Origin of the sequence: Pseudomonas weihenstephanensis, assembly GCF_001043055.1 — a bacterium.
GTDB classification, from domain to species: Bacteria; Pseudomonadota; Gammaproteobacteria; order Pseudomonadales; family Pseudomonadaceae; genus Aquipseudomonas; species Aquipseudomonas weihenstephanensis.
The window spans coordinates 1-24849 of sequence record NZ_JYLF01000013.1 but is presented as its reverse complement, the minus strand read 5'-3'; the positions used below and the strand labels follow the sequence as shown (position 1 = coordinate 24849).

20 protein-coding genes are annotated in these 24849 nt (G+C 58.2%); 11 read left to right on the top strand and 9 right to left on the bottom strand.

Annotated elements, in window-relative coordinates; translation table 11 throughout:
- Positions 1-22 precede the first annotated feature (22 nt).
- Positions 23-586 (top strand): RBBP9/YdeN family alpha/beta hydrolase, encoded by a 564-nt coding sequence (locus tag TU86_RS21475; protein ID WP_048366341.1) that lies wholly within the window; start codon positions 23-25, stop codon positions 584-586.
- Positions 587-644: 58 nt separating this feature from the next.
- Here TU86_RS21475 and TU86_RS21470 read toward each other — a convergent pair whose 3' ends face one another.
- Positions 645-1943 (bottom strand): mechanosensitive ion channel family protein, encoded by a 1299-nt coding sequence (locus tag TU86_RS21470; protein ID WP_048366340.1) that lies wholly within the window; start codon positions 1941-1943, stop codon positions 645-647.
- A 192-nt stretch (positions 1944-2135) separates the two neighbouring features.
- Between TU86_RS21470 and TU86_RS21465 the strand changes: the two genes are divergently transcribed.
- A complete protein-coding gene (locus TU86_RS21465; protein ID WP_048366339.1) occupies positions 2136-3482 on the top strand; it encodes a DEAD/DEAH box helicase in 1347 nt (448 codons plus the stop codon).
- Between the two features lie 137 nt (positions 3483-3619).
- Positions 3620-4012 (top strand): hypothetical protein, encoded by a 393-nt coding sequence (locus tag TU86_RS21460; RefSeq protein WP_048366338.1) that lies wholly within the window; start codon positions 3620-3622, stop codon positions 4010-4012.
- Between the two features lie 275 nt (positions 4013-4287).
- On the opposite strand, the gene TU86_RS21455 is transcribed toward TU86_RS21460, so the two are convergent.
- Positions 4288-5010 (bottom strand): TorF family putative porin, encoded by a 723-nt coding sequence (locus TU86_RS21455; protein ID WP_048366337.1) that lies wholly within the window; start codon positions 5008-5010, stop codon positions 4288-4290.
- 182 nt (positions 5011-5192) lie between these two features.
- Positions 5193-5372 carry a hypothetical protein gene (locus TU86_RS21450; RefSeq protein ID WP_019410559.1) on the bottom strand — a complete coding sequence of 60 codons (180 nt, stop codon included), beginning with the start codon at positions 5370-5372 and terminating at the stop codon, positions 5193-5195.
- 357 nt (positions 5373-5729) lie between these two features.
- On the opposite strand from TU86_RS21450, the gene TU86_RS21445 reads away from it, so the two are divergent.
- From TU86_RS21445 to TU86_RS21435, 3 genes are read left to right on the top strand one after another with little or no spacing between them, the layout of a single operon-like run.
- Positions 5730-6566 carry a CvfB family protein gene (locus TU86_RS21445; protein ID WP_048366336.1) on the top strand — a complete coding sequence of 279 codons (837 nt, stop codon included), beginning with the start codon at positions 5730-5732 and terminating at the stop codon, positions 6564-6566.
- Positions 6567-6591: 25 nt separating this feature from the next.
- A complete protein-coding gene (locus tag TU86_RS21440) occupies positions 6592-6996 on the top strand; it encodes a DUF2177 family protein (RefSeq protein ID WP_048366335.1) in 405 nt (134 codons plus the stop codon).
- Between the two features lie 18 nt (positions 6997-7014).
- Positions 7015-7944: a DMT family transporter gene (locus TU86_RS21435; RefSeq protein WP_048366334.1), complete on the top strand. Its 930-nt coding sequence runs from the start codon at positions 7015-7017 to the stop codon at positions 7942-7944.
- Here the strand turns inward: TU86_RS21435 and TU86_RS21430 are convergent.
- Positions 7892-9073 (bottom strand): MFS transporter, encoded by a 1182-nt coding sequence (locus tag TU86_RS21430; protein ID WP_048366333.1) that lies wholly within the window; start codon positions 9071-9073, stop codon positions 7892-7894. The genes TU86_RS21435 and TU86_RS21430 overlap by 53 nt on opposite strands.
- Before the next feature lie 103 nt (positions 9074-9176).
- On the opposite strand from TU86_RS21430, the gene ptrR reads away from it, so the two are divergent.
- Together ptrR and TU86_RS23540 are read left to right on the top strand one after the other, a co-directional pair.
- A complete protein-coding gene (gene ptrR, locus TU86_RS21425; protein ID WP_048366332.1) occupies positions 9177-10049 on the top strand; it encodes a putrescine utilization regulator PtrR in 873 nt (290 codons plus the stop codon).
- 159 nt (positions 10050-10208) lie between these two features.
- Positions 10209-10334 (top strand): PA1414 family protein, encoded by a 126-nt coding sequence (locus tag TU86_RS23540; RefSeq protein WP_003441703.1) that lies wholly within the window; start codon positions 10209-10211, stop codon positions 10332-10334.
- A 106-nt stretch (positions 10335-10440) separates the two neighbouring features.
- On the opposite strand, the gene TU86_RS21420 is transcribed toward TU86_RS23540, so the two are convergent.
- Positions 10441-11820 (bottom strand): sodium:solute symporter family protein, encoded by a 1380-nt coding sequence (locus tag TU86_RS21420; RefSeq protein ID WP_048366331.1) that lies wholly within the window; start codon positions 11818-11820, stop codon positions 10441-10443.
- 109 nt (positions 11821-11929) lie between these two features.
- Positions 11930-12880: an agmatinase gene (gene speB, locus TU86_RS21415; RefSeq protein WP_048366330.1), complete on the bottom strand. Its 951-nt coding sequence runs from the start codon at positions 12878-12880 to the stop codon at positions 11930-11932.
- A gap of 235 nt (positions 12881-13115) precedes the next feature.
- Here speB and TU86_RS21410 point away from each other — a divergent pair, with 235 nt between their 5' ends.
- Both TU86_RS21410 and TU86_RS21405 read left to right on the top strand, forming a co-directional pair.
- Entirely contained in the window at positions 13116-14009 is an 894-nt protein-coding gene (locus tag TU86_RS21410) for a LysR family transcriptional regulator (RefSeq protein ID WP_048366329.1), read from the top strand.
- Positions 14010-14025: 16 nt separating this feature from the next.
- Positions 14026-14628 carry a tRNA-uridine aminocarboxypropyltransferase gene (locus TU86_RS21405; RefSeq protein ID WP_048366328.1) on the top strand — a complete coding sequence of 201 codons (603 nt, stop codon included), beginning with the start codon at positions 14026-14028 and terminating at the stop codon, positions 14626-14628.
- Positions 14629-14723: 95 nt separating this feature from the next.
- Here TU86_RS21405 and TU86_RS21400 read toward each other — a convergent pair whose 3' ends face one another.
- The 3 genes from TU86_RS21400 to TU86_RS21390 are packed head-to-tail and all read right to left on the bottom strand — an operon-like array spanning position 14724 to position 19622.
- Positions 14724-16079, bottom strand: coding sequence for an HlyD family type I secretion periplasmic adaptor subunit (locus TU86_RS21400; protein ID WP_048366327.1), 1356 nt, complete (start codon positions 16077-16079; stop codon positions 14724-14726).
- Between the two features lie 9 nt (positions 16080-16088).
- Positions 16089-18248, bottom strand: a complete 2160-nt coding sequence (locus TU86_RS21395) for a type I secretion system permease/ATPase (protein WP_048366326.1) — start codon at positions 18246-18248, stop codon at positions 16089-16091.
- Between the two features lie 18 nt (positions 18249-18266).
- Entirely contained in the window at positions 18267-19622 is a 1356-nt protein-coding gene (locus tag TU86_RS21390) for a TolC family outer membrane protein (RefSeq protein ID WP_048366325.1), read from the bottom strand.
- 498 nt (positions 19623-20120) lie between these two features.
- On the opposite strand from TU86_RS21390, the gene TU86_RS21385 reads away from it, so the two are divergent.
- Positions 20121-24849, top strand: a 4729-nt coding sequence (locus TU86_RS21385) for a retention module-containing protein (protein ID WP_048366390.1), incomplete at its 3' end; no start/stop codon positions are given.

Here is a 24849-nt window from a genome sequence, read left to right as displayed (position 1 = left end):
CAGCATCCACAGGAGAGCAGGGATGACCGTCAGAGTGTTGATATTGCCGGGGCTTTTTGATTCAGATCCCGATCATTGGCAATCGCAGTGGGAGCAGCGTTTTAGCGGGTTCAAACGCGTTAAACAGACCGATTGGCAGACGCCGACCTGTGCAGACTGGGTGCAACGCTTGCATGAAAAGGTCACTGCCAGCGAGCGACCTGTCGCGTTGGTGGCCCACAGCCTGGCGTGTACCTTGATCGCCCGCTGGGCGCATGAGTATCCAGACATTGCACAAAAGATGGTGCGAGGGGCTTTGTTGGTCGCGCCCAGTGATACCGAAGCCGACAGTTATCCCGGCGGCACTCACGGTTTTACACCGATGCCACTGAATTTACTGCCGTTTGAATCGATCACCGTGGCAAGCACTGACGACCCTTATGTCAGCGTCGAGCGCGCCAAAATGTTCAGTGATGCCTGGGGCAGCACCTTGGTGCATCTACCCAATGCAGGGCATATCAATGGTGAGCGTGGCTATGGCAAGTGGCCGCAGGGCATTGACCTGTTATTTAAATTGACGGGCGATCAGCAGTTCAAACAGGCGTAATGCCGGTGGATGTCAGGGTCTTGCACGCATGCGCTCCAAGACCCTGGCATTCAGCTTCTCAATCGTCAGCGTTTGCCGCTGGCGCAATCACTAGCGGAGTTTGAAGCTTATTCAACAAGCCGTTGCGCAAATCATTGCCGCTTGGCTGTTGATACACGCTCAGGCCGAACTCAGGCATCACTGACAGCAAATAGTCAAAAATATCGCCCTGGATCTGCTCGTACTCATCCCACACCGTGGTGCGGGTGAAGCAGTACACTTCCAGCGGCACGCCTTGGGCGGTGGTTTGCATCTGACGCACCATGCAGGTCATGTTCGGCTGAATCTCAGCATGGCTTTTCAGGTAGGCCAGCGCATAGGCGCGGAAAGTACCGATGTTGGTCATGCGTCGACGGTTGGCGGACATGGCGGCGACGTTGCCCTGGGCCTCGTTCCAGCTTTTCAGCTCGGCCTTTTTGCGCGTCAGATAATCCCTGAGCAAGCGCACTTGCTCCAGGCGCTGTTCTTGCTCATCCGTTAAAAAGCCGATTTCAGCGGCATCGATAAACAGGCTGCGCTTGATTCGGCGTCCACCGGACTGCTGCATGCCGCGCCAGTTTTTGAACGACTCGGACATCAGGCGCCAGGTCGGAATCGAGACGATGGTCTTGTCGAAGTTCTGTACCTTGACCGTGTGCAGGGTGATGTCGATGACATCGCCATCGGCGCCCACCTGCGGCATTTCGATCCAGTCCCCTACACGCAGCAGGTCGTTACTGGTCAATTGCACGCTGGCCACGAACGACAGCAAGGTGTCTTTGTAGACCAACAAAATAACCGCCGACATCGCGCCCAGACCCGAGAGCAGCAGCATGGGTGAGCGGTCGATCAAGGTGGCGACGATGATGATGGCCGAAAACACATACAGCAGCATTTTGGTTAGCTGTACGTAGCCTTTGATCGGCCGGGTTTTGGCGTAATTGGTGCGCGAGTAGATGTCGAGCATGGCGTCCAGCAACGCGCTGATCACCCGCGTCAGGACGAAAATCGTAATCGCCAGCGCCAGGTTGCCGAGGAAGTGGCGACCGTTGTCGCTCATGTCCGGCACCAGGTTGCGCCCAAATTGCACCATCAACGAAGGCGTCAATTGCGCCAGACGATGGAACACCTTGTGTTCGCGTAAATCGTTGATCCAGTGCAGCGCCGGTTGGCGGCCCAACATCTTGGTCACGCGCAAAACGATGATGCGTGCAACGTGGCCCGCGATCAGCGCGATGCCCACCAATACGATCAGGCCCAGTAGCGCAGATAGCCAAGGGTGCTCGTCGAGGTGGGCCCAAAGCGTCTGGAATTGAACCCAGAGTTGTTGAATATCCATAAGCGAAAACGTTACCCCAGAAGTAAATGGCTCGGGGATTAGAGCATTTACAGGTGTTCAATGGGCTGATGCGGGACTAAAGAGCGTAAAAATTCATTTCTTTCACGCCGTTCATGCAAAGTCACTCGGCCTGAGCGCTCGAAACGTTTACTCTATGCCGCTGATTTTTTGCATTTCTTCGAGGTAGCACCCGTGTTTTCCGATTTCGCCCTGCACGAACGCCTGCTTAAAGCTGTGGCCGAGCTTAAATTTGTCGAGCCTACGCCTGTGCAAGCAGCGGCCATTCCGCTCGCGCTCCAAGGGCGTGACCTGCGGGTGACAGCTCAGACCGGGAGTGGCAAAACCGCTGCTTTCGTCTTGCCCATTCTGAACCGCCTGATTGGCCCGGCCAAAATCCGCGTCAGCATCAAAGCGCTGATCCTGCTGCCTACCCGCGAGCTGGCACAGCAAACGCTCAAGGAAGTGGAGCGTTTTTCGCAGTTTACGTTCATCAAGTCCGGTTTGATCACCGGCGGTGAAGACTTCAAGGTCCAGGCTGCCATGCTGCGCAAGGTGCCGGATATCCTGATCGGTACGCCGGGCCGTCTGCTGGAGCAACTGAACGCCGGCAACCTGGACTTGAAAGAAGTTGAAGTGCTGGTACTCGACGAAGCTGACCGGATGCTCGACATGGGCTTCGCCGAGGACGTGCAGCGTCTGGTCGACGAGTGCCAGAACCGTCAGCAGACCATGCTGTTTTCGGCCACCACCGGTGGTTCGGGGCTGCGTGAAATGGTCGGCAAAGTGCTGGACAACGCCGAACACTTGCAGCTCAATCAGGTCAGCCAGCTGAACGCCACCACGCGTCAGCAAATCATCACCGCCGACCATAATCAGCACAAAGAGCAGATTGTTAACTGGTTGCTGGCCAACGAGACGTATCAAAAAGCCATTGTTTTCACCAACACCCGCGCCATGGCTGACCGTATCTACGGCCGTCTGGTGGCTCAGGACTACAAAGCGTTTGTCTTGCACGGTGAGAAAGACCAGAAGGACCGCAAACTGGCCATCGACCGCCTCAAGCAAGGCGGGGTCAAGATTCTGGTGGCCACTGACGTGGCAGCCCGTGGCCTGGACGTTGAAGGCCTGGACTTGGTGATCAACTTCGACATGCCACGCAGCGGCGACGAATACGTACACCGTATCGGCCGTACCGGCCGTGCCGGCAACGAAGGTTTGGCGATCTCGTTGATCTGCCACGGCGACTGGAACCTGATGTCCAGCGTTGAGCGTTACTTGAAGCAAAGCTTCGAGCGTCGCACCATCAAGGAAGTCAAAGGCACCTACGGCGGACCGAAAAACGTCAAGGCTTCGGGCAAAGCGGTTGGCGTGAAGAAGAAAAAGACTGACGCCAAAGGCGTGAAGAAGAAGTCAGGCGCCAAGGCACCGACCAAGCGCAAAATCGCTAACCGTCCTAAGACCGATGCTCTGTCATTGGTCAGCAAAGACGGCATGGCGCCGCTCAAGCGCCGTAAGCCAGAAGCACCCGCCGCTGAATAAAGCGCAGGTATAAAGGTGCAAAAACCCGGCCTCGGCCGGGTTTTTTATTGTCTGGGCAAAAGCGCCTGAACGTCTGCCGGGATTATCAGTCACTACTCAAGAAGGACATTTCATCTAACCGTAGGGGAGTGAAGCTGATGACCACTTATAATTGGGCGCTGATCGAGCGTCTTCTGCACGAGGTGCAAAATGGCGCAGGTAAGCCGTTTGCACCACGGGTGTATGCCGAACAGTACGCTGTAGACCTCCAGAATCAGGATCAGCCGGTGGGCGATGTTGATGAGCTGAAAGTACTGGCCTGCAATTACGAAGCGCTGTTGCTCAAACAAGGTTTTATCGCGCCGCGTCCTGAAGACGAGGGGGGTACAGGTGAGAATTTTGTCCTGACTGAGCGCGGGTCGCAGTTGCTGAGCCTGATCGACAGCGCTATTCCAGGCAATGATCACCCGTTGCAGGTGCTGGATGAACAGGCGGACCCGCTTGATCCTGCGACGTTTGATGCGCTGGCGGCCAAGGCGCAACTCGCTTGAGTGCACTCTCTGGCCGTTTTGTCGCAGAACGGCCAGGGTTTTGTGCGTCAACGACTGCGCCGTCGAGGCCTTTACCTGTGGGGTGAATCACACCGAGATAGCGTTAATCATTTGAGCGTCAAACGAGGCGGCGGGCGCCATGTCAGGCCATATGGCGGCGTGAATCGTAGTCCGTCTGAGCACGAAAGATGTGGGAGGCGCAGCAAGCTGGCGAGCTGGAACAGAAAAGCGGCTGTGGATCGAGCAAGCCAGGGCGGCGGTTCAAGGTCTTTGAGTCAGTAAAACGCGCGCTCAGCCTTGAGCGTGACCAAACCATCACATTGGCTGTTCTGCCCTGAATAGGCTGAGCACTCCGCGCCCTCCAGGCTAGAGTCGCTGTAGATCAGGTTGAGGTCGATGCCCATGAAGGGGCGGGAGAACTTGATTGACCAGTCATTGAAGGCGCGCACACTGCCGCCCTCGGCAATCGACACCGGGGTGCCCAGCTGGTGGGTGGTGTATTTCATGCTCACCCCAATGCCAAACGGCTGGTTGACCCCAAGGTCGGCAAACACGGTGCTGTCATGGCGATCCGGGTCGTTACTGAACGCCGCGCCGAAGCGGGTTCCGAGTACCGTTAATCCTGCGTAGAACTGCTGGCTGTCGAGCGGGCTGAGTTTGGGGTAGCTGTAATGGATCATCCCCAGCTCGTAACTCAGGGTTTGGTCGAAAGGGTGTTTGTAACCCAGGTAGGAGTCGACTTCGAGGTTAGTGCCGGGCTTGATACCCATCGTCGGCGCCCACTGGCCGACGTACCAGCCACTGTCGTGGGTCAAGTCCAGGCCGCCATGAAAGGTCGAGCCGGGGCTGGTGGGTTTGACCAGGCCTTGGGCCATGCTGCGGCTGGGCTGAGTGGCGAGTTTGAGGTCGAAATCCCCCAGTTCGCGGGAGAAGACCTGTGCATCAACTAACGTGCTGGCCAGCAGAGTGCCGGTCAGCATTAACGCCCGTGTGAGCATGCATTCCTCCTGTTGTGCGCGCAGAGGCTTGATCTAGAGGGCTTAGAGGATACGGGTGAATGCCGGCCACAGTGTGCCGTTCGTCGATTTATCGAGCCAGACGAACATTTAGATGGGAGGTAGCCGATAGTCCTAGCGCTTTGTGCAGGCAAAGCGCATGAGGACCTAGTGACGCGAGGGTGTTACTTTTTGCCCAGCGTGATTTGCTTGGACGGGCCGAAAGTCTGGCCGCTGACGCCTTTGTCAATTTGCTGGATCTCGCCACCGGATTTCAAGAATGCGGCGATTTGCGCATTGATCGAATCACTGGTTTCAACTGCGGGAGCTGGCTTTGCTTTGCTGGCGGATGCTTTTACGCGCATGACGGCTATTGACCTGTAGAAAATAACTTGGCCAGCGATAGTACCTGAAATGCTTGACAATGGCTTGTTAAATATCTCCGTAAAATAATATAAGGCGCCGGGCCTTGAATATATTCACTCTCGTAATCACCGGCTAACTGGCTGTTTTAATTAAAAACATTCACCGGTTTATTGCAGGCTAAAGACTGTGCCCGGGCGCTGGTTTTCGCCGGTCGGGCTGACGAGCGGCGCGTAACAGCTTTGGCCGATGCCTGTAAACCGGGCGCTTGGCAGATTTTTTCGGGGCGACGTCCTACAGCTTCGATGTACCCCCCTAAACTCGGGTAGAATGCCGCCCACGTAATGAGGGTATTGGACATGGCTTTAATCGGTCGCTACAACAGTTTGCAAGTGGTGAAACACACCCACTTTGGTTTGTATCTGGACGGCGGGGCAGACGGCGAAATTCTATTGCCCAACCGTTATATTCCCAAAGACATTCCCAGTGAAGATGAAGACTGGCTAAACGTTTTTGTTTATTTGGACAGTGATGACAAGTTAATTGCCACTACTGAAAAACCAAAAGTGCAGGTGGGTGAGTTCGCCAGTCTGAAAGTGGTTGAAGTTAATAGCATCGGTGTATTCCTCGATTGGGGTTTGCCCAAAGATTTGCTGTTGCCGTATTCCGAAGAAAAACGCCAGATGACGGCGGGCGAATACGTGGTGGTGCACGTCTATCTCGACAAGCACACCCGTCGTATCACGGCCACTGCACGCCTGGATCGCTACCTGGATAAAACCCCGGCCACGTATCAAGTCGGCCAGGAAGTTGACCTGCTGGTGGCCGAAGCCACCGACATGGGCTTCAAGGCGGTGATCAATAACAAGCATTGGGGCCTGATCCACAAGAACGAAATCTTCAAGTTCATGCGGGCGGGCAAGCAAGAAAAAGGCTTTGTCAAAGAAATCCGCGCTGACGGCAAAATCAGTTTGAGCTTGCAGCCAGTCGGTCAGGAAGCGGCCAGCAGCCTGAACGCCAAGATCCTGAGCAAACTGCGCGATAACGATGGCGTGTTGGCGGTGAGCGACAAAAGTGATCCCGAGCTGATCAGCAGCCTGTTTGGTGTCAGTAAAGGCAACTTCAAAAAAGCCATCGGCTCGTTGTACAAGGAAGGCAAGATTGCGATCCACCCGGACCGCATTCAATTGATCTGATCCAACTGCCAAGAGGGCTGTCGACATGCGGAAAAGTGTTTGGGCGTATATCGGTGCGTTACTGGCTTTTCTGATACTCGACGGCCTTTGGTTGGGCCTGCTCATGAGCTCTACCTATAAAGAGCTGTTCGGCCCCTTGATGCTGGAGCCTCCCAAGTGGGGCCCGGCCATCGTCTTCTATTTGATGTACGTCCTCGGTGTGGTGTTTTTTGTGGTGCGCCCCGCGCTGACCCGTGGCAGTGCCCGCAGGGCAGCGCTGAGCGGTGCATTCTTCGGCCTGATCGCCTATGGCACTTACGACATGACCAACTGGGCGACGCTCAATGGCTGGTCTGCACAGCTGGCGCTGATGGACATGGCGTGGGGCACGCTGTTGACCTGCCTGGCGTCGCTTTCAGGTTATTGGACCGCCCGCAAACTGGCGGCTTGATGTTTTCAAGGTGTTGATATGAGTGTTTCGCGGCGAGCAACGGATGCCTTCGCACTGCAAGTCATGTTGGGCCTGTGCCTGATTTGGGGCGTACAACAAGTGGTGATCAAAACCGCTGCCCTGGACATTGCTCCGGTGATGCAAGCGGCTGCCCGGTCGGGCATTTCCGCGTTGCTGGTGGGCGTGTTGATTTGCTGCAAAGGCGGCTGGAACCAGGTGCCGGTCACTTGGCGTGGCGGCCTGTTGGCGGGTAGCCTGTTTGCTCTTGAGTTCTTCTTTATTTCTGAAGGATTGCAACTGACCAGCGCTGCGCACATGTCGGTATTTCTCTACACCGCGCCTATCTTCACCGCCTTGGGCGTCAACTGGCTGTTGCCCGGCGAGCGTTTGCGGCCGTTGCAGTGGCTGGGGATTTTTCTCGCATTCGTCGGCATCGTGTTCGCCTTTGCCGGTGGCGTATCGCTGGCTGACATGGACCGCCGCATGCTGCTGGGTGACGCCTATGGGATTTTGGCGGGCATGGCGTGGGGCGCCACCACGGTGGTGGTCCGGGGTTCGCGTTTATCTGAGGCGCCGGTCACGCTGACGCTGTTTTACCAGCTGATCATCGGCTTTGTCGGTTTGCTGTTGATTGCCGCCCTCAGTGGTCAAATCAGCCATGTCAGCCTGACCACCGTTGCGGTGGCCAGTGTGCTGTTTCAGGGGTTGGTGGTTTCATTCTTTAGCTATCTGGTGTGGTTCTGGATGCTCCAGCGCTATCTGGCATCCAACCTGGCGGTGTTTTCTTTTATGACCCCGCTGTTTGGCGTGACGTTCGGCGTGCTGGTGCTTGATGAGCCGCTGAGTGTCAACTTCGTGGTGGGCGCGATTTTCGTGCTGTTTGGCATCACGTTTGTCAGCGCAGAGCAGTGGATGCGTCGCAGGGTGCGCACGCTGCTGGGGCATTGACCGAGTGCAAAGCCAGTACGCCTGCGACCAGCAAGCCACAGGCAGCCACCGCTAACGCAGGTTGCAAGCCGCCACTGAAATGGCTGCTGAGTGCCGCCAGTAAAGGGCCGCTCAACTGTCCCACCGCGAAGCAGGCCGTCAATAACGCGGCGTTACGTTGCGTGGCGTGGGGCGCAAGGTCCCGCGAGCGTTGCATTACCAAAGGCATGCAGGCCAAAAAGGGTGTCCCGCACAGGATCACACCCAGTGCCAGGCCCGCACTGCTGGGTAACAAGCAGGCCAGCACGCCCAGTGCTTGAATCCATAACCCCCCCATCAACCCATAGCGCGTGGTGTTTGGGTTGATGCGTCTAAAGCTGATCAACAGCACACCCAGTGCGGCGCACAGGCCGAAGGCCGGCCAGAACAGATCAGCCTGCCATTGGCCATGAAAGCGAGCATTGGCCATCTGCGACAAAAACGTTGCCGGGATGATGTAGCCCAAACCATACAGCCCATAAATGGCGCCCAAACGTGAGATGCCGGGCGTACGGGCACTGGGCGCTACGGTGACAGAGGGTGACGGCTGCGCAGCGGGCGTGGGCAGCATCGGCAAAATAGCCAACAGCATGATCAGTGCAGCGACCGCATAGATCAGCCATAACGTCGCGGAGTTTTGGCCTGTGACATTGGCGCCCAGCGCCAGCAACCCGGTGAGCAGTACACCGACCCCCGGCCCGGCAAAGACCAGTGCCCCGAGGCGTGGGCGATGGTTCGACGCGGCCAAGTGTTGGCTGAGGGAGGTGATCATCACCATCACCCAGGCGCTGGCGACACCGGCGCCAAATCGCAGCACCAGATGTGGCCAAAAGCCTTGTGCCCAGAACGAAACGAAGGTCAGGCCCACGCATAGCCATAAACCGCTTAGCAGGCGGTTATGCACTTGGGCAGGACGTCGGGCACGGATGGCGTCCAGCGCACCGATCAAATAGCCCAGGTAATTGGCGGCTGCGATCAGCCCGGCGCCGGTCAGGTCGATCTGACCTTCGCTGATTAAATGCGGCAGTTGTGGCGTAAGCGAAAACCGGCCAATCCCCATCGCCATGACAAGGGCGATAAAGCTGGCGAACAGGCGCAACAGAGCAGACATGGCAGCAATTCCTGCAAGAAGACAATGACCGTCAGGCTAGAGAGGATTGACTTTCATTAAAATTGAATAATAGTGAGTGACTTATTCTGTTTTGGAGAACGGCGTGGAGTTCAGCCAATTACGCATTTTTCAGGCCGTGGCCGAGGAAGGCTCCATCACCCGCGCGGCTGAACGCCTGCACCGCGTACCGTCGAACCTGTCGACAAGGCTCAAGCAGCTTGAGGAGCAGATGGGCGTCGAGTTGTTTGTGCGCGAACGTCAGCGTTTGCAGCTGTCAGCGGCGGGCAAGGTGCTGCTCGATTACACCGCGAGACTGTTTGCCCTGCGTGAAGAAGCATTGGGCGCAGTGCAGGGTGGGGTGCCAGCGGGCAAATTCACCTTGGGCACGATGTACAGCACGGCGGCCATACACTTGCCCGCCTTGTTGGCGCGTTATCACCGCAGCTACCCGGCGGTGAATTTGCACGTTCAATCCGCGCCCAGTGGCGAGCTGCTTGAAGGTTTGCTGACCGGTCGGCTGGACGCCGCGCTGGTGGACGGTCCGCTGGAGTTGGCCGGGCTGGATGGCGTGGCGTTTTGCCAAGAACGCCTGGTGCTGATCAGTGATCTGGACCACGTGCCAATCACCCGCGCGCAAGACGTGCAAGGTCGTGAAGTCTTCACCTTCCGCCAGGGGTGTTCCTATCGCTCACGGCTTGAAGCGTGGTACGCCAGCGACCGTGCCGCCATGGGACGGGTCATGGAGATCGAGTCTTACCAAGGCATGCTGGCATGTGTGGTGGCAGGGTCGGGCGTGGCGCTGATGCCAGAATCGATGCTGGCCAGTTTGCCGGGGCGTGAAAGCGTACGTGCGCACCCTTTGCAACCGCCGTTTGACAGCGCAACCACCTGGTTGATGTGGCGCAAAGGCATGATGGGCGCCAACCTCAATGCCTGGATTGAATTGCAACACACACAGCCCTGCAACATGGCGTAATGCCTGCAATGTAACTTCAGGTATCGGCATCAGTCGCATTTGTGCGAAATTAGCCAAAAGTTCATTGACTTCCGGCAAGCATTGCGTAGGACTTAGGACTATTATCTGTACGAAGCGCCCAAAGATTAGGGGTCGCCGGTGTAACCCCAAGGGGGATTTATGAAAGACAAACTGCAAACCTGGCTGCATGACGTGGGTGTGGCGCTTGGCCTGATTGAGCCGCCGCTGCAACCTGTACCGATTCCTGTCGAAGATCCGCGTCGTCGCCCGCAACGTCGCCGTTAAAAGCTGGCGAGTGCAGTGAACGCAGGGTGTTTGCTGTCCAGAAAAAACGGGTACGACCGTCGACGTCGCACCCGCTGAAGTCAGCATTGCCCCACAGAAAACGTATTTAGACGGCGCTCACCACCGTGGCTGGGCGACGTGCCATCAGGCTGACCACAATAAAGCTGATCAGTGCGACGCCGAGGCTGTAATAAATCGGTGTATTGGCGTCCAAGCCGTCCTTGAACATAAACACCAGCGCGGTAATAAAGCCCAGGCTCATGCTGCAAATCGCGCCGGCGGTGGTCGCACGTTTCCAGTAAATGGCGCCGATCAAGGGCACCAGCATCCCGCCGACCAACAGGTTATACGCCAGTGTGAGCGCACTGATCACGTCGTTGACCACCAGCGCGATGGCCAATACCGCCATCCCGGTGAGCAGTGTGAACAGGCGATTGATCGACAGGCTCGATTGCTTGCCGCCGCGCAGTTTGGGCAACAGGTCTTCGGTGAGCACCGTGGACGCTGCGAGCAAACCCGCACTGGCGGTGGACATCATGGCGGCCAGGGCGGCTGCAATCACCAACCCGCGAATACCGTCCGGCAGCGAGACTTTAACGATGGCCGCAAAGGCGTTGTTGACGTTGTCCAGATCCGGGATCAAGACGTGCGCGGCCATGCCGATCAAGGCGCAGGTCAGCCCGTAAAGGATGCAGTAGAAGCCTGCAAAGGTGCCGGCGTACTTGGCAACTTTGGGCGTTTTGGCGGTAAATACCCGTTGCCATATGTCTTGGCCGATCAGAATGCCGAAGAAATAAATCATGAAGTAGGTGACGATCGTATCCCAGCCAATGCTGGTGAAATTGAAGTTGGACGCGGGCAACTTGCTCACCAGTTCATCCCAGCCGCCCACGCGATACAGGCAGATCGGCAGCAGGACAAACATCAGGCCCACGGTCTTGATCACGAACTGCACGATGTCGGTCAGGGTCAGCGACCACATGCCGCCGATGGTCGAATACACCACCACCACGCCACCGCCGATCAAGATCGAGACCCAAAATGGCAGGCCGAACAGCACTTCCAGCACCGTACCAATGGCCAGAATCGAGGTCACGCCAATCATCAGCGCATAGGCCAGCATGATCACCGCACTGGCTTGACGCGCCATCGGGTTGTAGCGTTTTTCCAGCACTTGGGTGACGGTAAAAACTTTCAGTTTGAGCAGCGGTTTCGCCAAAAACAGGTTCAGTGCGATGATCCCGCAGCCCAGCGCCGCGCACAGCCAAAAACCCGAAATGCCGTGTACATACCCCAGGCGTACCGTGCCCACCGTCGACGCGCCGCCCAACACGGTGGCGGCCATGGTGCCCATGTACAACGTGGGGCCCAGGTTGCGCCCGGCCACCAAATAGTCTTCGTGGGTTTTGGCCTTGCGCATGCCGTAGTAGCCGAGCACCAGCATTGCCGCTGCGTAGATAAGGACGACCAGTAGATCTATAGCCATGATGGCGAATCTCCAATTATTTTTTTTATGGATGCAAACGCACAGCAGTGTGCAACGGTGCCGTCAGTTCAAGACTGCAAAGCGCCGTTGGCACGGGTTGACGATGTCCTTATCGGTGCGCTACGCCGGGTAGCACGCAAAGCATTTCGTAGAGCAAATTAGCGCCTAGCAACGAGGTGTTACCGGTGGTGTCGTAAGGCGGCGAGACTTCTACCAGATCGCAACCCACCAGGTCGAGGCCCTGACAGCCGCGAATCACCTCAATCGCCTGGATTGTGGTCAGCCCGCCGATTTCAGGGGTGCCGGTGCCAGGCGCCCAGGCCGGGTCGATGCCATCAATGTCAAAGCTCAGGTAAACCGGGCCGCCGCCGACTTTCTCACGGACTTCGGCCATCAGCGGCGCGAGGGATTTGTGCCAGCACTCTTCGGCCTGCACCACGCGAAACCCCTGTTTGCGGCTCCAGTTGAAATCTTCAGCGGTATAGCCTTGTGCGCGCAGGCCGATTTGCACCACGCGATCACAGTCCAGTAAGCCTTCTTCGACGGCCCGGCGGAAGGTCGTGCCGTGGGCGATCTTCTCGCCAAACATATGATCGTTGACGTCGGCGTGGGCATCGATGTGCACCAGCCCGACCTTGCCATGCTTTTTATGGATCGCGCGCAGGATCGGCAGGGTGATGGTGTGATCGCCCCCCAGAGTCAGCGGGATGACAGCGTGTTCGAGGATTTCGTCGTAGGCTTGTTCGATAATTCGCACCGCATCCAGCAGGTTGAAGGTGTTGATTGCTACGTCGCCGATGTCAGCCACCGACAGCGAGTCGAATGGGGCTGCGCCGGTGGCCATGTTGTAGGGGCGAATCATCACGGATTCCGCGCGGATCTCCCGGGGCCCGAAGCGGGTGCCGGCACGCAGTGAGGTGCCGATGTCCAGCGGTACACCGATAAAAGCCGCGTCCAGCCCGGCGGCTGATTGCAGGTGAGGCAAGCGCATCATGGTGGCGATGCCGGCGAAGCGCGGCATTTCGTTACCGCCCAGTGGTTGGTGCAGAATTTTGTCCACGGGTAGACCTCGTCGTTTGTTGTGGTTATGGCGACTGATTCTGCGAAAGGCCGGCGACTGGAAGAATCCCTACAGGCAAATACTTAGTTCAGATTTTTCTAAACTAATGTCGACCAAGCGGTTAGGCTAACGCTCAATATCATCTGCATAACGTGCAGCTCTCGATTTTGGCATCGCCATTTTCCTGCGCCCGTGCGTTGTGAGGTTCATGCCACTCGGTATAAGTGAGTCTCTGATGGCCAACGCTTTACCCGATCTGAAACTATTACGTATTTTTGCCAGCGTGGTCCGCCACCAGGGCTTTGCCAATGCACAGCAGGCATTGAACCTCTCGACCTCGGCGATCAGCACCTACATGAGCCAGCTTGAAGCAAGCCTGGGCCTGGTGCTGTGCCACCGTGGGCGCGGTGGTTTCAGCCTGACCAGCAAGGGCGAGTTGTTCCATCAGGAAACCTTGCGCCTGCTGGGCGAACTCGAAGGGTTCGAGCAGTACGCCGCCGCGCTCAAAGGCGAGTTACGCGGCACGTTGAACCTGGGCGTGATCGACTCCACGGTCAGTGACAAGGCGCTGCCGTTTGCCGAGGCGGTTGGTGCCTACAGCCAGGAACACCCGGCCGTGCACTTGCATTTATCCGTGATGAGCCCGTATGAACTCCAGCTCGGTGTGCAAGACAACCGGCTGGACTTGGCGATTGGCGCGTTTTCGTCGCGCATGAGCGGCCTGGTTTATCAGCCGCTGTACCGCGAGCAGCATTGGCTGTATTGCAGCGCGCGGCATCCGTTGTTCAGCGAACGACGCATTCCCGAGCCGGTGATTACACAACAACGCATGGTCGGGCGGGGTTACTGGAGCCAGGCCGAGTTGGCGCGCCACGGTTTCAAACACAGCGCGGCCACGGTCGACAGCATGGAGGCGCAACTGATTTTGGTGCTTTCAGGGGCCTACATTGGCTACTTGCCCCAGCACTATGCCGAGCCGTGGGTGGATAAAGGCGACTTGCGCGTATTGCTGCCTGCGACGTTCGGTTATCAGGCGCCGTTTTCGATGATTGTGCGCCGTGGCCGCAGCCGCGAACCGTTGATTCAAACTTTCCGTGATCTGCTCAAAGCGCAGCTCAACCAATCCTGACGACGAGCGTTCCTCCATGTCCCGAGCCCAATGCCCTCGCTGCCTGCGCCCTCAGTCGCACTGCTTGTGCGAACTGATCCCTCACCTGCACAGCCGCACCCGCGTGTTACTCCTACAGCATCCGAGCGAGGTCGGCCATGCGCTCAATACCGCACGCCTGGCCGCGCTGGGCCTGAGCAATGCAGAGTTACGGGTGGGTGAAGTGTTTGACGATCTGGAGACATTGCTCAACCCGCCGGGTTATCAGGCGCGGCTGTTGTTTCCGGGGCAAGGGGCGCAACTGATTGCGGCGCATAAGGCTGAAGACAGCCTGCCGTGGTTGCTGGTGGTGCCGGATGGTACATGGCGTAAGGCGCGCAAGTTATTGCACCTCAACCCCCTGTTGGCGAATGTGCCGCGGGTGACCCTGCCCGAGGGCGCGCAGTCGCGCTATCGATTACGCAAGGCGCCGGGGCCCGGCGCGTTATCCACGCTGGAAGCGATCGTGCAGACCCTGGAAATACTTGAAGCGCCGAGTGTGTTCGAGCCTTTGTTGCGCCCGTTTGAAGCCTTGATTGAAGGGCAGATTGAAGCGATGGGCGCCCAAACCTACCAGCGCAATCACCTCGATAAAGCCTGAGCAAAGGCGCGCGTCTGAGACACCCGGGTTGAAGGGTTATACGACGGCTGTGCGGTCGGTCACAGCCTCGCCTGACTCGTCAGTTCCCAGGTGTCCTACCGTTCGCGCAATGACTCTGTTCGGGCTTTCAACACCGGTTTGAGCAAGTAATCCAGCACGCTTTTTTGCCCGGTTACGATGTCCACTGCCGCGGTCATGCCGGGAATGATCAGCAGGGGTTTTTGATCACCGCCCAAGTGATTTTTGTCGGTGCGCACCTGGATCAGGTAAAAGCTGTTGCCCTTGTCGTCGGTGATGGTGTCGGCACCAATCAATTCCAGTTTGGCGCTCATGCCTCCGTAAATCGTGTAGTCATAAGCGCTGAACTTGACCATGGCTTTCTGTCCAGGATGCAGAAACGCGACATCCTGAGGTCGTACTTTGGCCTCAATCAACAGGTTGTCTTCCAGCGGTACGATTTCCACCATGTCACTGCCCGGCTGGACTACGCCGCCAATGGTGTTGACCTTCAGCTGTTTGACGATGCCGTGGACCGGCGATACCACCGTGGTGCGGCTTACCCGGTCGTCAATGGCGATGCTGGTGGCGGTGATTTTCGACAGGTCGGTGCGTTTTTGATTCAGTTCCTTGGCCGCGTCCGAGCGAAAGGTTTGTACCGATTCGTCGATTTTGCTGCGGATTTCATTCATCGCCGCTTCTGCCCGTGGTATGGCCAGGGTCGTGGAGTCCAGCGAACCGCGAATTTCGACCGCGCTACGTTTGAGACGCAAGATTTCGACCGGCGATACCGCCCCCGTACCCACCAGTGGCGCCGACATGTTCATCTCCTGATTCAACAACGCCAGGCTGTTACGAAACTGCTCTTGTTTGGAACGAAACTCGGCCAACTCCTGGGTTTTTTGGCGCAATTGCTCGGTCAGCGTGCGCTGCTCGCTGTTGAGCCGCCGCTGACGTTGCAGGAACAGCGATTTTTCGTCTTCAGCCACTTGCGGCGCTTTGGCGATCACTTCGGGTGACAGCTCAAACGGCCGTCCCTCGGCTTCGGCTGACAGGCGTTCAACCTGGGCGGTGAGGGCGTAACGGTCGGCTTCACTTTCGCCACGGTTGGACAAAAAACGCGTGTCATCCAGGCGCAGCAGCGTATCGCCCTTATTGACCATTTGCCCTTCGCGCACCAACAGCTCAGTGACGATCCCGCCTTCAAGGTTCTGGATGACTTGTACCTTGCTCGAAGGAATGGCCTTGCCATCGCCCACGGTCACTTCGTCCAGTACCGCGAACTTGGCCCACAGCAGCGCCACAATAATCAACGCCGCCGCGATCCACACGGTGATGCGCGACAGGCGCGGTGAGTCTTGCAGTGAAGCCCCGGTGGCCTCGGGCATGTAGTCGCTTTCGCCACTTTTCTTGAAACTGTCCAGATAACTGCGCAAGCCGGAGCGTGCAGACATACATCTCTCCTAAACGGCGGCAGAGCCGACACGGCCCTTGCGCAACGCGTCAATAACCGCTTCTTTGGGGCCATCTGCAACGATCCGGCCGTTATCCAGCACGATCAAGCGGTCGACCAAACTGAGCATGGCGGTGCGGTGGGTGACCAGCAGCAGGGTTTTGCCTTGCATCCAGGTGTGCAAGCGCTGGCGCAGGGCGTCTTCGCTGGCGTTGTCCATCGCGCTGGTGGGTTCGTCGAGCAGCATGATCGGTGGGCTTAACAACAACGCCCGCGCCAGTAATACGGCTTGGCGTTGACCCCCCGAGAGCAGTTGCCCGCGCTCACCCACCGGGCGGTCGAAGCCTTGCGGGTGCTGGCGGGCCAGTTCGCTGACGCCCGTCAGTTCGGCCACTTCGAGCATGCGCGCGTCACTGATGTAGCGCGCGCCCAGGGTCAGGTTGTCGCGCAGGCTGCCCGCCAACAACGGCAGGTCGTGGGCCACATAGCCGATTTGTTGGCGCAGGTCGGCCACGTCCAGCTGTCGCAGGTCGAGGCCATCGAGCAGGATTTGCCCTTCATCGGGGGCAAAGAAGCCCATCACCAAACGCCCCAGCGTACTTTTGCCCGAGCCGCTGCGCCCGATGATGCCGACCCTTTCTCCGGCCTTGATACTGAAACTGATCTCGGCAAGTGCCGGGCTGCTTTGCCCGGCGTAGCGAAAGGTCACGCGGCTGGCTTCGATTGCACCTGTGAGTTGGGTGCGCTCCAGAGGGCGCTGTTTCGGATCGCGTTCTTGGGGCAGTGACATCAGTGCATCGGTACTGCGCATGGTCAACTGGGCTTGTTGATAACGGGTAATCAGCCCGGCGATTTGGCCCAGTGGAGCGAGGACCCGACTGCCCAGCATGTAGGTTGCTACCAGCGCGCCGACACTCAGGTTGCCGGCAATGATGCTGTACACCCCGGCGACGATAGTCGCCATGCCGCACAGTTGCTGAATGAACAGCGTGCCATTGGTGGCCAGCGCCGAGAGGTTGCGGGCATGGGCATCAAGCCGGGTGAGGGCGGCGTGGGTGCTTTCCCAGTGGTGCTGGCGCTCGCTTTCTGCACTACAGGCTTTGAGGGTTTCCAGGCCGCTGAGGGTTTCGATCAGCAATGCCTGGCGCTCAGCGCCCAATGCCAGGCTTTTTTGCACGGTGTCGCGCAAGCGCACCTGAATCAACCAGGCAAAGCCTATGGTGATGGGGAAGGCGATCAATGGGATCAGCACCAGCCACCCGCCCAGCAAACCGATCACCACCAGCATCAGCACGGCAAATGGCAGGTCGATCAGGCTGGTGAGGGTCACTGCCGTGAGAAATTCGCGTAACCCCTGAAAGTCGTGAATGCTTTGCGCGAAACCGCCAATGGTCGCGGGCCTGGCTTTCATCGACATGCCGGTGATGCGTTCAAACAACGTCGCCGACAGGATCAGGTCGGTGCGCTTGCCTGCTTGGTCCAGCAGGTGCGCACGCACCAGTCGCAGCACCATTTCAAACCCGGTGCCGATCAGCAGGCCAATGGCCAATACCCACAAGGTGGAGGTGGCCTGGTTGGGCACCACGCGGTCGTAGGTTTGCATCACGAACAGCGGCACCATCAAGCCGAGGACGTTGATCAGCAAGCTGGCAAGAATGGCGTCACTGTAGAGCCAGCGGGACAATTTGAGGGTGTCGCGAAACCACGCACTGACCCGCGGCACCAGCGGCGCACGCAGGTCCTCAAGTTCGTGCCGCGGCCGTGCGAATAAAGCCTGTCCGCTGTAGTCCTGCTCCAACTCTTCACGGCTGACCCATTGCTCGCCACCTTCGGCTTCGCTGGGCAGGATCAGTGCCTTGCCGTCTTCGCCCCAGCGCCGCAATACGGCGCAACGGCTGTCTTTGAGAATCAGTAATACGGGCAAGTTAAGCGCCGAAATGGCACTCAACTCGCGGCGCAATACCCGCGCCTGTAAACCTGCGCGTGCGGCGGCGCGGGTCAGCAAGTCCAGGCTCAGGCGCTGCTCGGGCAGCGGCAGGCCAGCGGTCAGGCTGGCACGGCTGACAGTGGCCCCGTGCACCTGACACAGTATCAACAGACCATCCAACAACGGGTCATCAAAGCTCAGGCGTGGATCTACGCCTTGCCCTATTTCTTGCAAGGTGGTCAAAGGGTTTACTCCAGGCGCTTACTTCATTTCCGGCAAACGGGCATCGCTTTTTACTTCGGTCTGAGCGATAGATTCTGCGGGCATGACAACGTTTTCCTTACGCAGTAATTCCCCCATGTTCGCCAGTACGCGGTACATCGAAAACTCTTCGGTGTAGCGCACTTCGGTGTAGCGGCGGTTGGCGTTGTATACCTCGTTTTCACTGTCGAGCAGGTCAAGCAGGGTGCGCTGGCCCAGGCCGAACTGATCTTGGTACGCCACGCGCACCTTGGCCGATGTTTCAGCGTATTGACGTGCGGTCGGAGTTTGCAGGCGCGCATTGTTCATGGCGTGCCACGCCAGGTTGAGGTTTTCGTTGAGCATGCGCAGCGCGTTATTGCGGATGTCCATCGCCTGATTGATTTTGTGCGAGTCCGATTTCAAGCGCGCCTTGTCACTGCCGCCCTTGAACAGGTTGTAGTTCATCACCACCCCGGCACGCCATTCGTTGTCATGGCCTACCTGACCTTGCACGTTATCGTTGGCGCCCACGGCCAGTTCGCCGTCAAAACGCGGGTAAAACGGTGACTTGGCCACTTCGTACTGTTTCTCGGCGGCCTGCACGTCGGCCTGTGCCGACTTCAGGTACGGGTTATTGATCAGCATGCTTTGTTGGGCTGCGGTGAAATTGCCCGGCAGTTCACCCTTGATCGAGGGCGGCGTTTCCAGTTGATCAGGCAGGCGCCCGACCACACTGTAGAAATTGGATTCGGCGTCGGCCAAGTCCACTTCGGCTGTCTGAAAGTTGTTTTCGGCGAGTGCGCGACGGGCGATGGATTGGTCTTGGTCAGCGATGCTGCCGATGCCGCGCTCGCTGCGCATGCCGATTTGATCGTTTACCCGTAAGTGGGCCTGCAAGTTATTTTTGGCCAGGGTCAGCATTTCGCGACGCTTGAGCACTTCGAGGTACACCTCGATGGTGCGCAGTGCCAGGCTCTCGGCGGTGCCCTGCACGTAGTAGGCGCGCGAATTGACCACCGCTTGAGTGCGACCCACTTCGTTGGAGGTGTTGAACCCGTCAAACAGCATTTGCCTCAGGCGCAGTTCAGAGGTCGTGTAGTTCAGCGTTTCCGTGTTGTGGCTATTCAAACCCCGGGTGTTGGGGTTATCGCTGTAGCCTCGACCGTAGCTGGCGGTCAAATCAACAGATGGATAAAACCCTCCTTTGGCGACGTTGACATCCTCGTTGGCAGACAGGCGATTGTTCTCGCTGGCTTGCAGCTCCGGGTGCGTATTGATGGTGCTCTGGATCGCCTCGGTAATGGACATGGCCTGCGCCTGGCTGCACGCCATGGCCAGTAAAATAGCGCTGCAAAGAGGGTTCAAAACGCGCATGAGGTACTTCTCCCTGAATCAATGATGCTTAGCTGTCGCCAAAAAAATGACGTAATTTTTAGGTCAAACCGTTTCAGGCTTGTAACAACCAAGCTAAGAACATCTTTGGCGCGAGCTAAGAAGTATTTCTCATAAGGCTTAGTCCGAAAAAAACTTATGACTTCTTCAGGATTCGAGACACAGTTCTCACTGAAAAGCCCGTTTTTCGCTTTTTTCAGGGCGCTTTTTAGGGGCTTAAAAGTTCAAAACTATTTTTCGGATGTGCAGCAAATGGGCTTGGGAGAGTGGCTGGGTCAGCGGTAAAAAATGTCAACTTATTGACTGATGGCAATTTGACCGCTGTTTTTGTTGGGTTTTTAAGCGGGTTGTGCAGGCCAAATGATTTATTCTGGCCACGTTTTTGCCATCGCGCGCTATTGATCCAGCCTCCCTGCCTGAGCTTTTGCATGTCCTCGTGATCACACAGGCCGAATGCGCTCGGCAGCAGAGGGAATGGACATGGCTAGTTTGATCGGTGTCGTTAGCAACGTGGTTGGCCAGGTAGTTGCGATTGCCAGTGATGGTTCCCGCCGAGTGCTGATTGAAGGTGATCGTGTGTTTGCCGGTGAGCAGTTGGAGACGGGCACTGCGGGTGCGGTGGCGATCCATTTGCAAGGTGGTGGTGAGCTGACCATGGGCCGCGAAAGCACCATGAACCTGTCCTCTGCATTGCTGAGCCAAAACCCGACATCCCACGTTGATTCCCCTGAAACGTTGACCCCCAGCGAAGCCCAACTGACAGACGTTGAAAAACTCCAGGCGGCCATCGCGGCAGGCGAAGACCCGACCCAGGTGGCTGAAGCAACTGCCGCCGGTCCGGCGGCCACTGGTGCGCCAGGTGGTCAATTGGGGGGCGGGCACACCTTTGTGCTGCTTGAAGAGGTGGCAGGTCGCGTTGACCCGATCATTGGTTTTCCGACCGCCGGGTTTAATGGTATTCCCGAATTCGTTGAGGAGCGGGTGATTGGCCTGCGCGATGACGACGAGGGCGCGCTTGTGCCGCCACCGGTCGTCGTGCCTCCCGATAACCCTGTCACCCTGACCGGCCTGTCGGTAGAAGGCGGCGAGTTGACGCTGAGTGAAGCCAGTCTGGCGCTGGGTTCGGCCAGTAACCCGGCGGCCCTGACGCAAAGCGGCACCTTCAGCGTGTCTGCGCCTGATGGGCTTTTGACGTTGAATGTCGGCGGCATAACGGTGGTCAATGGCTCAGTTGCGAGCGGTGTAGGTCAATCCATCACCACGGGCTTGGGCAATACATTGACCATTACGGGCTACAACCCGACGACTGGCGTGGTCAGTTACAGCTACACCCTCAACGGCAATGACGCACATCCTGCGGGTCAGGGCGCCAACAGCCTGAGCGAACATTTCTCAGTCATCGCCACCGACAGTAATGGCAGCACCGCCACCAACAGTCTGGACATCAACGTGGTCGATGACGTGCCCACGGCGGTTAACGACAGCCACGCGGGGGTGGCGTCCGAAACCCAACTGACGCTCAGTGGCAGCGTACTGACCAACGATAGTCAGGGCGCTGACCGTGTAGCGACGGGGCCTGTGACGGCGGGTACTTTTACGGGCACATACGGCACCTTGACCCTGGCCGCAGACGGTACTTATACCTACACGCTGAACCCTCAGGATGCTGATTTTCTGGCCCTCAAAGGCGGGGGTAATGGCACCGAAACCTTCAGCTACACCCTGACTGACTCAGACGGTGACAGCAGCACGGCCAACCTGGTGCTCAACATCCACAACAACGACGATACGGTGAGTATCGTCCCCGGCATCAATGGCAACCTGACACCGCTCAATGAGGCTCACTTGCCCACGGGCTCCGCCCCCGATGCCGCCGCGCTGACTCAGCAAGGCTCTTTCACAATCAACGCGCCCGACGGTTTACAGAGCTTGTCTGTGGGCGGCATTAACGTGATCAGCGGCGGGGTGGTCAGCGGTGTCGGCCAGTCCATCACCACTGGCCTGAACAACACGCTGACAGTCACCGGTTACGATGCCACCACGGGTATCGTCACTTACACCTACACACTTAACGGCAATGACTCGCACGCAGCGGGCAATGGCGCAAACGTGTTGGGTGAACAATTCAGCGTCATAGCCACCGATACCAATGGCACCACCGGCACCAGCACGCTGATCGCTAACGTGATCGACGATGTGCCCACGGCGGTCAATGACAACAACGACGGCATTGCCTCGGAAAGCAATCTGCAACTCACAGGCAACGTACTGAGCAACGATGTTCAGGGCGCCGACCGTGTTGGCGCTGGGCCGATCACGGCCGGTACGTTTACCGGGACCTATGGCACCTTGGTGCTGGCTACCGACGGTACTTATACCTACACCGTGCATTCGACCGACCCTGCCTTTTTGGCCTTGAAGGGCGGCGGTAATGGTACCGACACCTTCACCTACACCCTGACCGACTCGGACGGTGACGCCAGCACCGCGCAACTGGTGCTGAACGTTCACAACAACAATGATCCGGTGGTCTTGACCGGGCTGGACGTGGGAGGTGGCGAGCTGACCCTGTATGAAAGCAATCTGCCTGCGGGCAGTACACCCGTGGATGCCAAAGGGCCATTGACCCAGTCGGGCACGTTCACCGTCACCTCGCTCGATGGCCTGCAAAACTTGAGCGTCGGCGGTATCGACATCATCAAGGACGGCGTCATCAATACGGGTGTGCAAACCCTCAACACCGGGCTGAACAACACCTTTACCGTCAACGGGTACAACCCGGTGACGGGCGTTGTTTCCTACAGCTACACACTCACTGGCGCGGATCAGCATCCGGCAGGCGACGGCACCAACAGCGTGAGTGAACAGTTTGCTGTCGTTGCCACCGATGTCGATGGCAGCACTGCCACGGGAACGGTAGACGTCAATATCGTCGATGACGTGCCGAGCGCGGCAAATGACACCGGCGGCCTGATCGAAGGCGGCACTTCGACCCTCAACGTACTGACCAACGATGTGTTGGGTGCAGACGGCGCGACAGTGGTCGCCATCAAAGCAGGCAGCAACGCGGCAGTCACCGTCACCAGTGGCGGCAGCACGGTGATCAACGGCACCTACGGCACGCTGACCATCTCGGCAGATGGCACGGCGGTGTACAAAGGCACACCAAACCTGGTGACGACGCCGACCGCCACTGACACCTTTACCTACACCATTCGCGACGGCGACGGCGATCAAAGCACCGCCACCGTAACCTTCACCCTGACCGACAGCGGCCTGAAAGTGGTCAGCGATGCGCAGGCGACGGTGTTCGAAAACGCCCTCGACCAAACTCAGGACGGTCTCGATCTTGCTCCGGGCAGCGTGACCGGCAGCGCGCCGGATTCAACCGCTGAGACTGTCACTGGCAACCTGAGCGCCAACACCTCGGGCGGTTCGGGCGCGCTGACCTTCGTACTTTTGAGCAATACAGCGGGTGCCTATGGCCAAATCCAACTGAATGCCAACGGCCAATACACCTACACCCTGACCTCGGCGCCAAAAACCACACCGGGTGCCGATAACGGCGCCAATGTGATTGATGGCCAAGAAAGTTTCACCTACCAAGCCACCGACGCGCTTGGCAACACCACCACCGGCACCATCAAAATCAGCATCGTCGACGATGTGCCGCAGGCCACCAACGACACTGGCACCCTGATCGAAGGCGGCACCTCGACCCTCAACGTACTGACCAACGACATTCTTGGTGCAGACGGCGGAGCAGTTGGCGGCGCAGTGGTCGCCATCAAAGCAGGCAGCAACGCGGCAGTCACCGTCACCAGTGGCGGCAGCACCGTCATCAACGGTACTTACGGCACCCTGACCATCTCGGCAGATGGCACGGCGGTGTACAAAGGCACACCGAATCTGGTGACGACGCCGACCGCCACTGACACCTTTACCTACACCATCCGCGACGGCGACGGCGATCAAAGCACCGCCACGGTGACCTTCACCCTGACCGACAGCGGTCTGAAAGTGGTCAGCGATGCGCAGGCGACGGTGTTCGAAAACGCCCTCGACCAAACTCAGAACGGTCTCGATCTGGCTCCGGGCAGCGTGACCGGCAGCGCGCCGGATTCAACCGCTGAGACTGTCACTGGCAACCTGACCGCCAACACTTCGGGCGGTTCGGGCGCACTGACCTTCGTACTTTTGAGTAATACAGCGGGCGCCTATGGCCAAATCCAACTGAATGCCAATGGCCAATACACCTACACCCTGACCTCGGCGCCAAAAACCACACCCGGCGCGGACAACGGCGCCAACACCGTGGCCGGTCTGGAGAACTTCACCTACCAGGCCACCGACGCACTGGGCAACACCACCACCGGCACGATCAAAATCAGCATCGTCGATGATGTGCCGCAGGCCACCAACGACACCGGCACCCTGATCGAAGGCGGCACCTCGACCCTCAACGTACTGGCCAACGACATCCTCGGCGCAGACGGCGGGGCGGCAGGCGGTGCAGTAGTGGCGATTAAAGCCGGTAGCAACGCGGCGGTGACCGTGACCAGTGGTGGCAGCACCGTGATCAACGGCACCTACGGCACGCTGACCATCTCGGCGGATGGCACGGCGGTGTACAAAGGCACACCAAACCTGGTGACCACACCGACCGCCACTGACACCTTTACCTACACCATCCGCGACGGCGACGGCGATCAAAGCACCGCCACGGTGACCTTTACCCTGACCGACAGCGGCCTGAAAGTGGTCAGCGATACGCAGGCGACGGTGTTCGAAAACGCGCTGGATTTGGTCAAAGATGGCGCCGACCTGGCGCAAGGCACGGTGACGGGCAGTACGCCAGCGTCAACCGCCGAAACCGTGACCGGTAACCTGACCGCCAACACTTCGGGCGGTTCGGGTGCTGTGACGTTTGCCTTGCTCGGCAGCACCACGGGTGCCTATGGCCAAATCCAACTGAATGCCAACGGCCAATACACCTACACCCTGACCTCGGCGCCAAAAACCACACCGGGTGCCGATAACGGCGCCAACACCGTGGCCGGTCTGGAGAACTTCACCTACCAGGCCACCGACGCACTGGGCAACACCACCACCGGCACGATCAAAATCAGCATCGTCGATGATGTGCCGCAGGCCACCAACGACACCGGCACCCTGATCGAAGGCGGCACCTCGACCCTCAACGTACTGA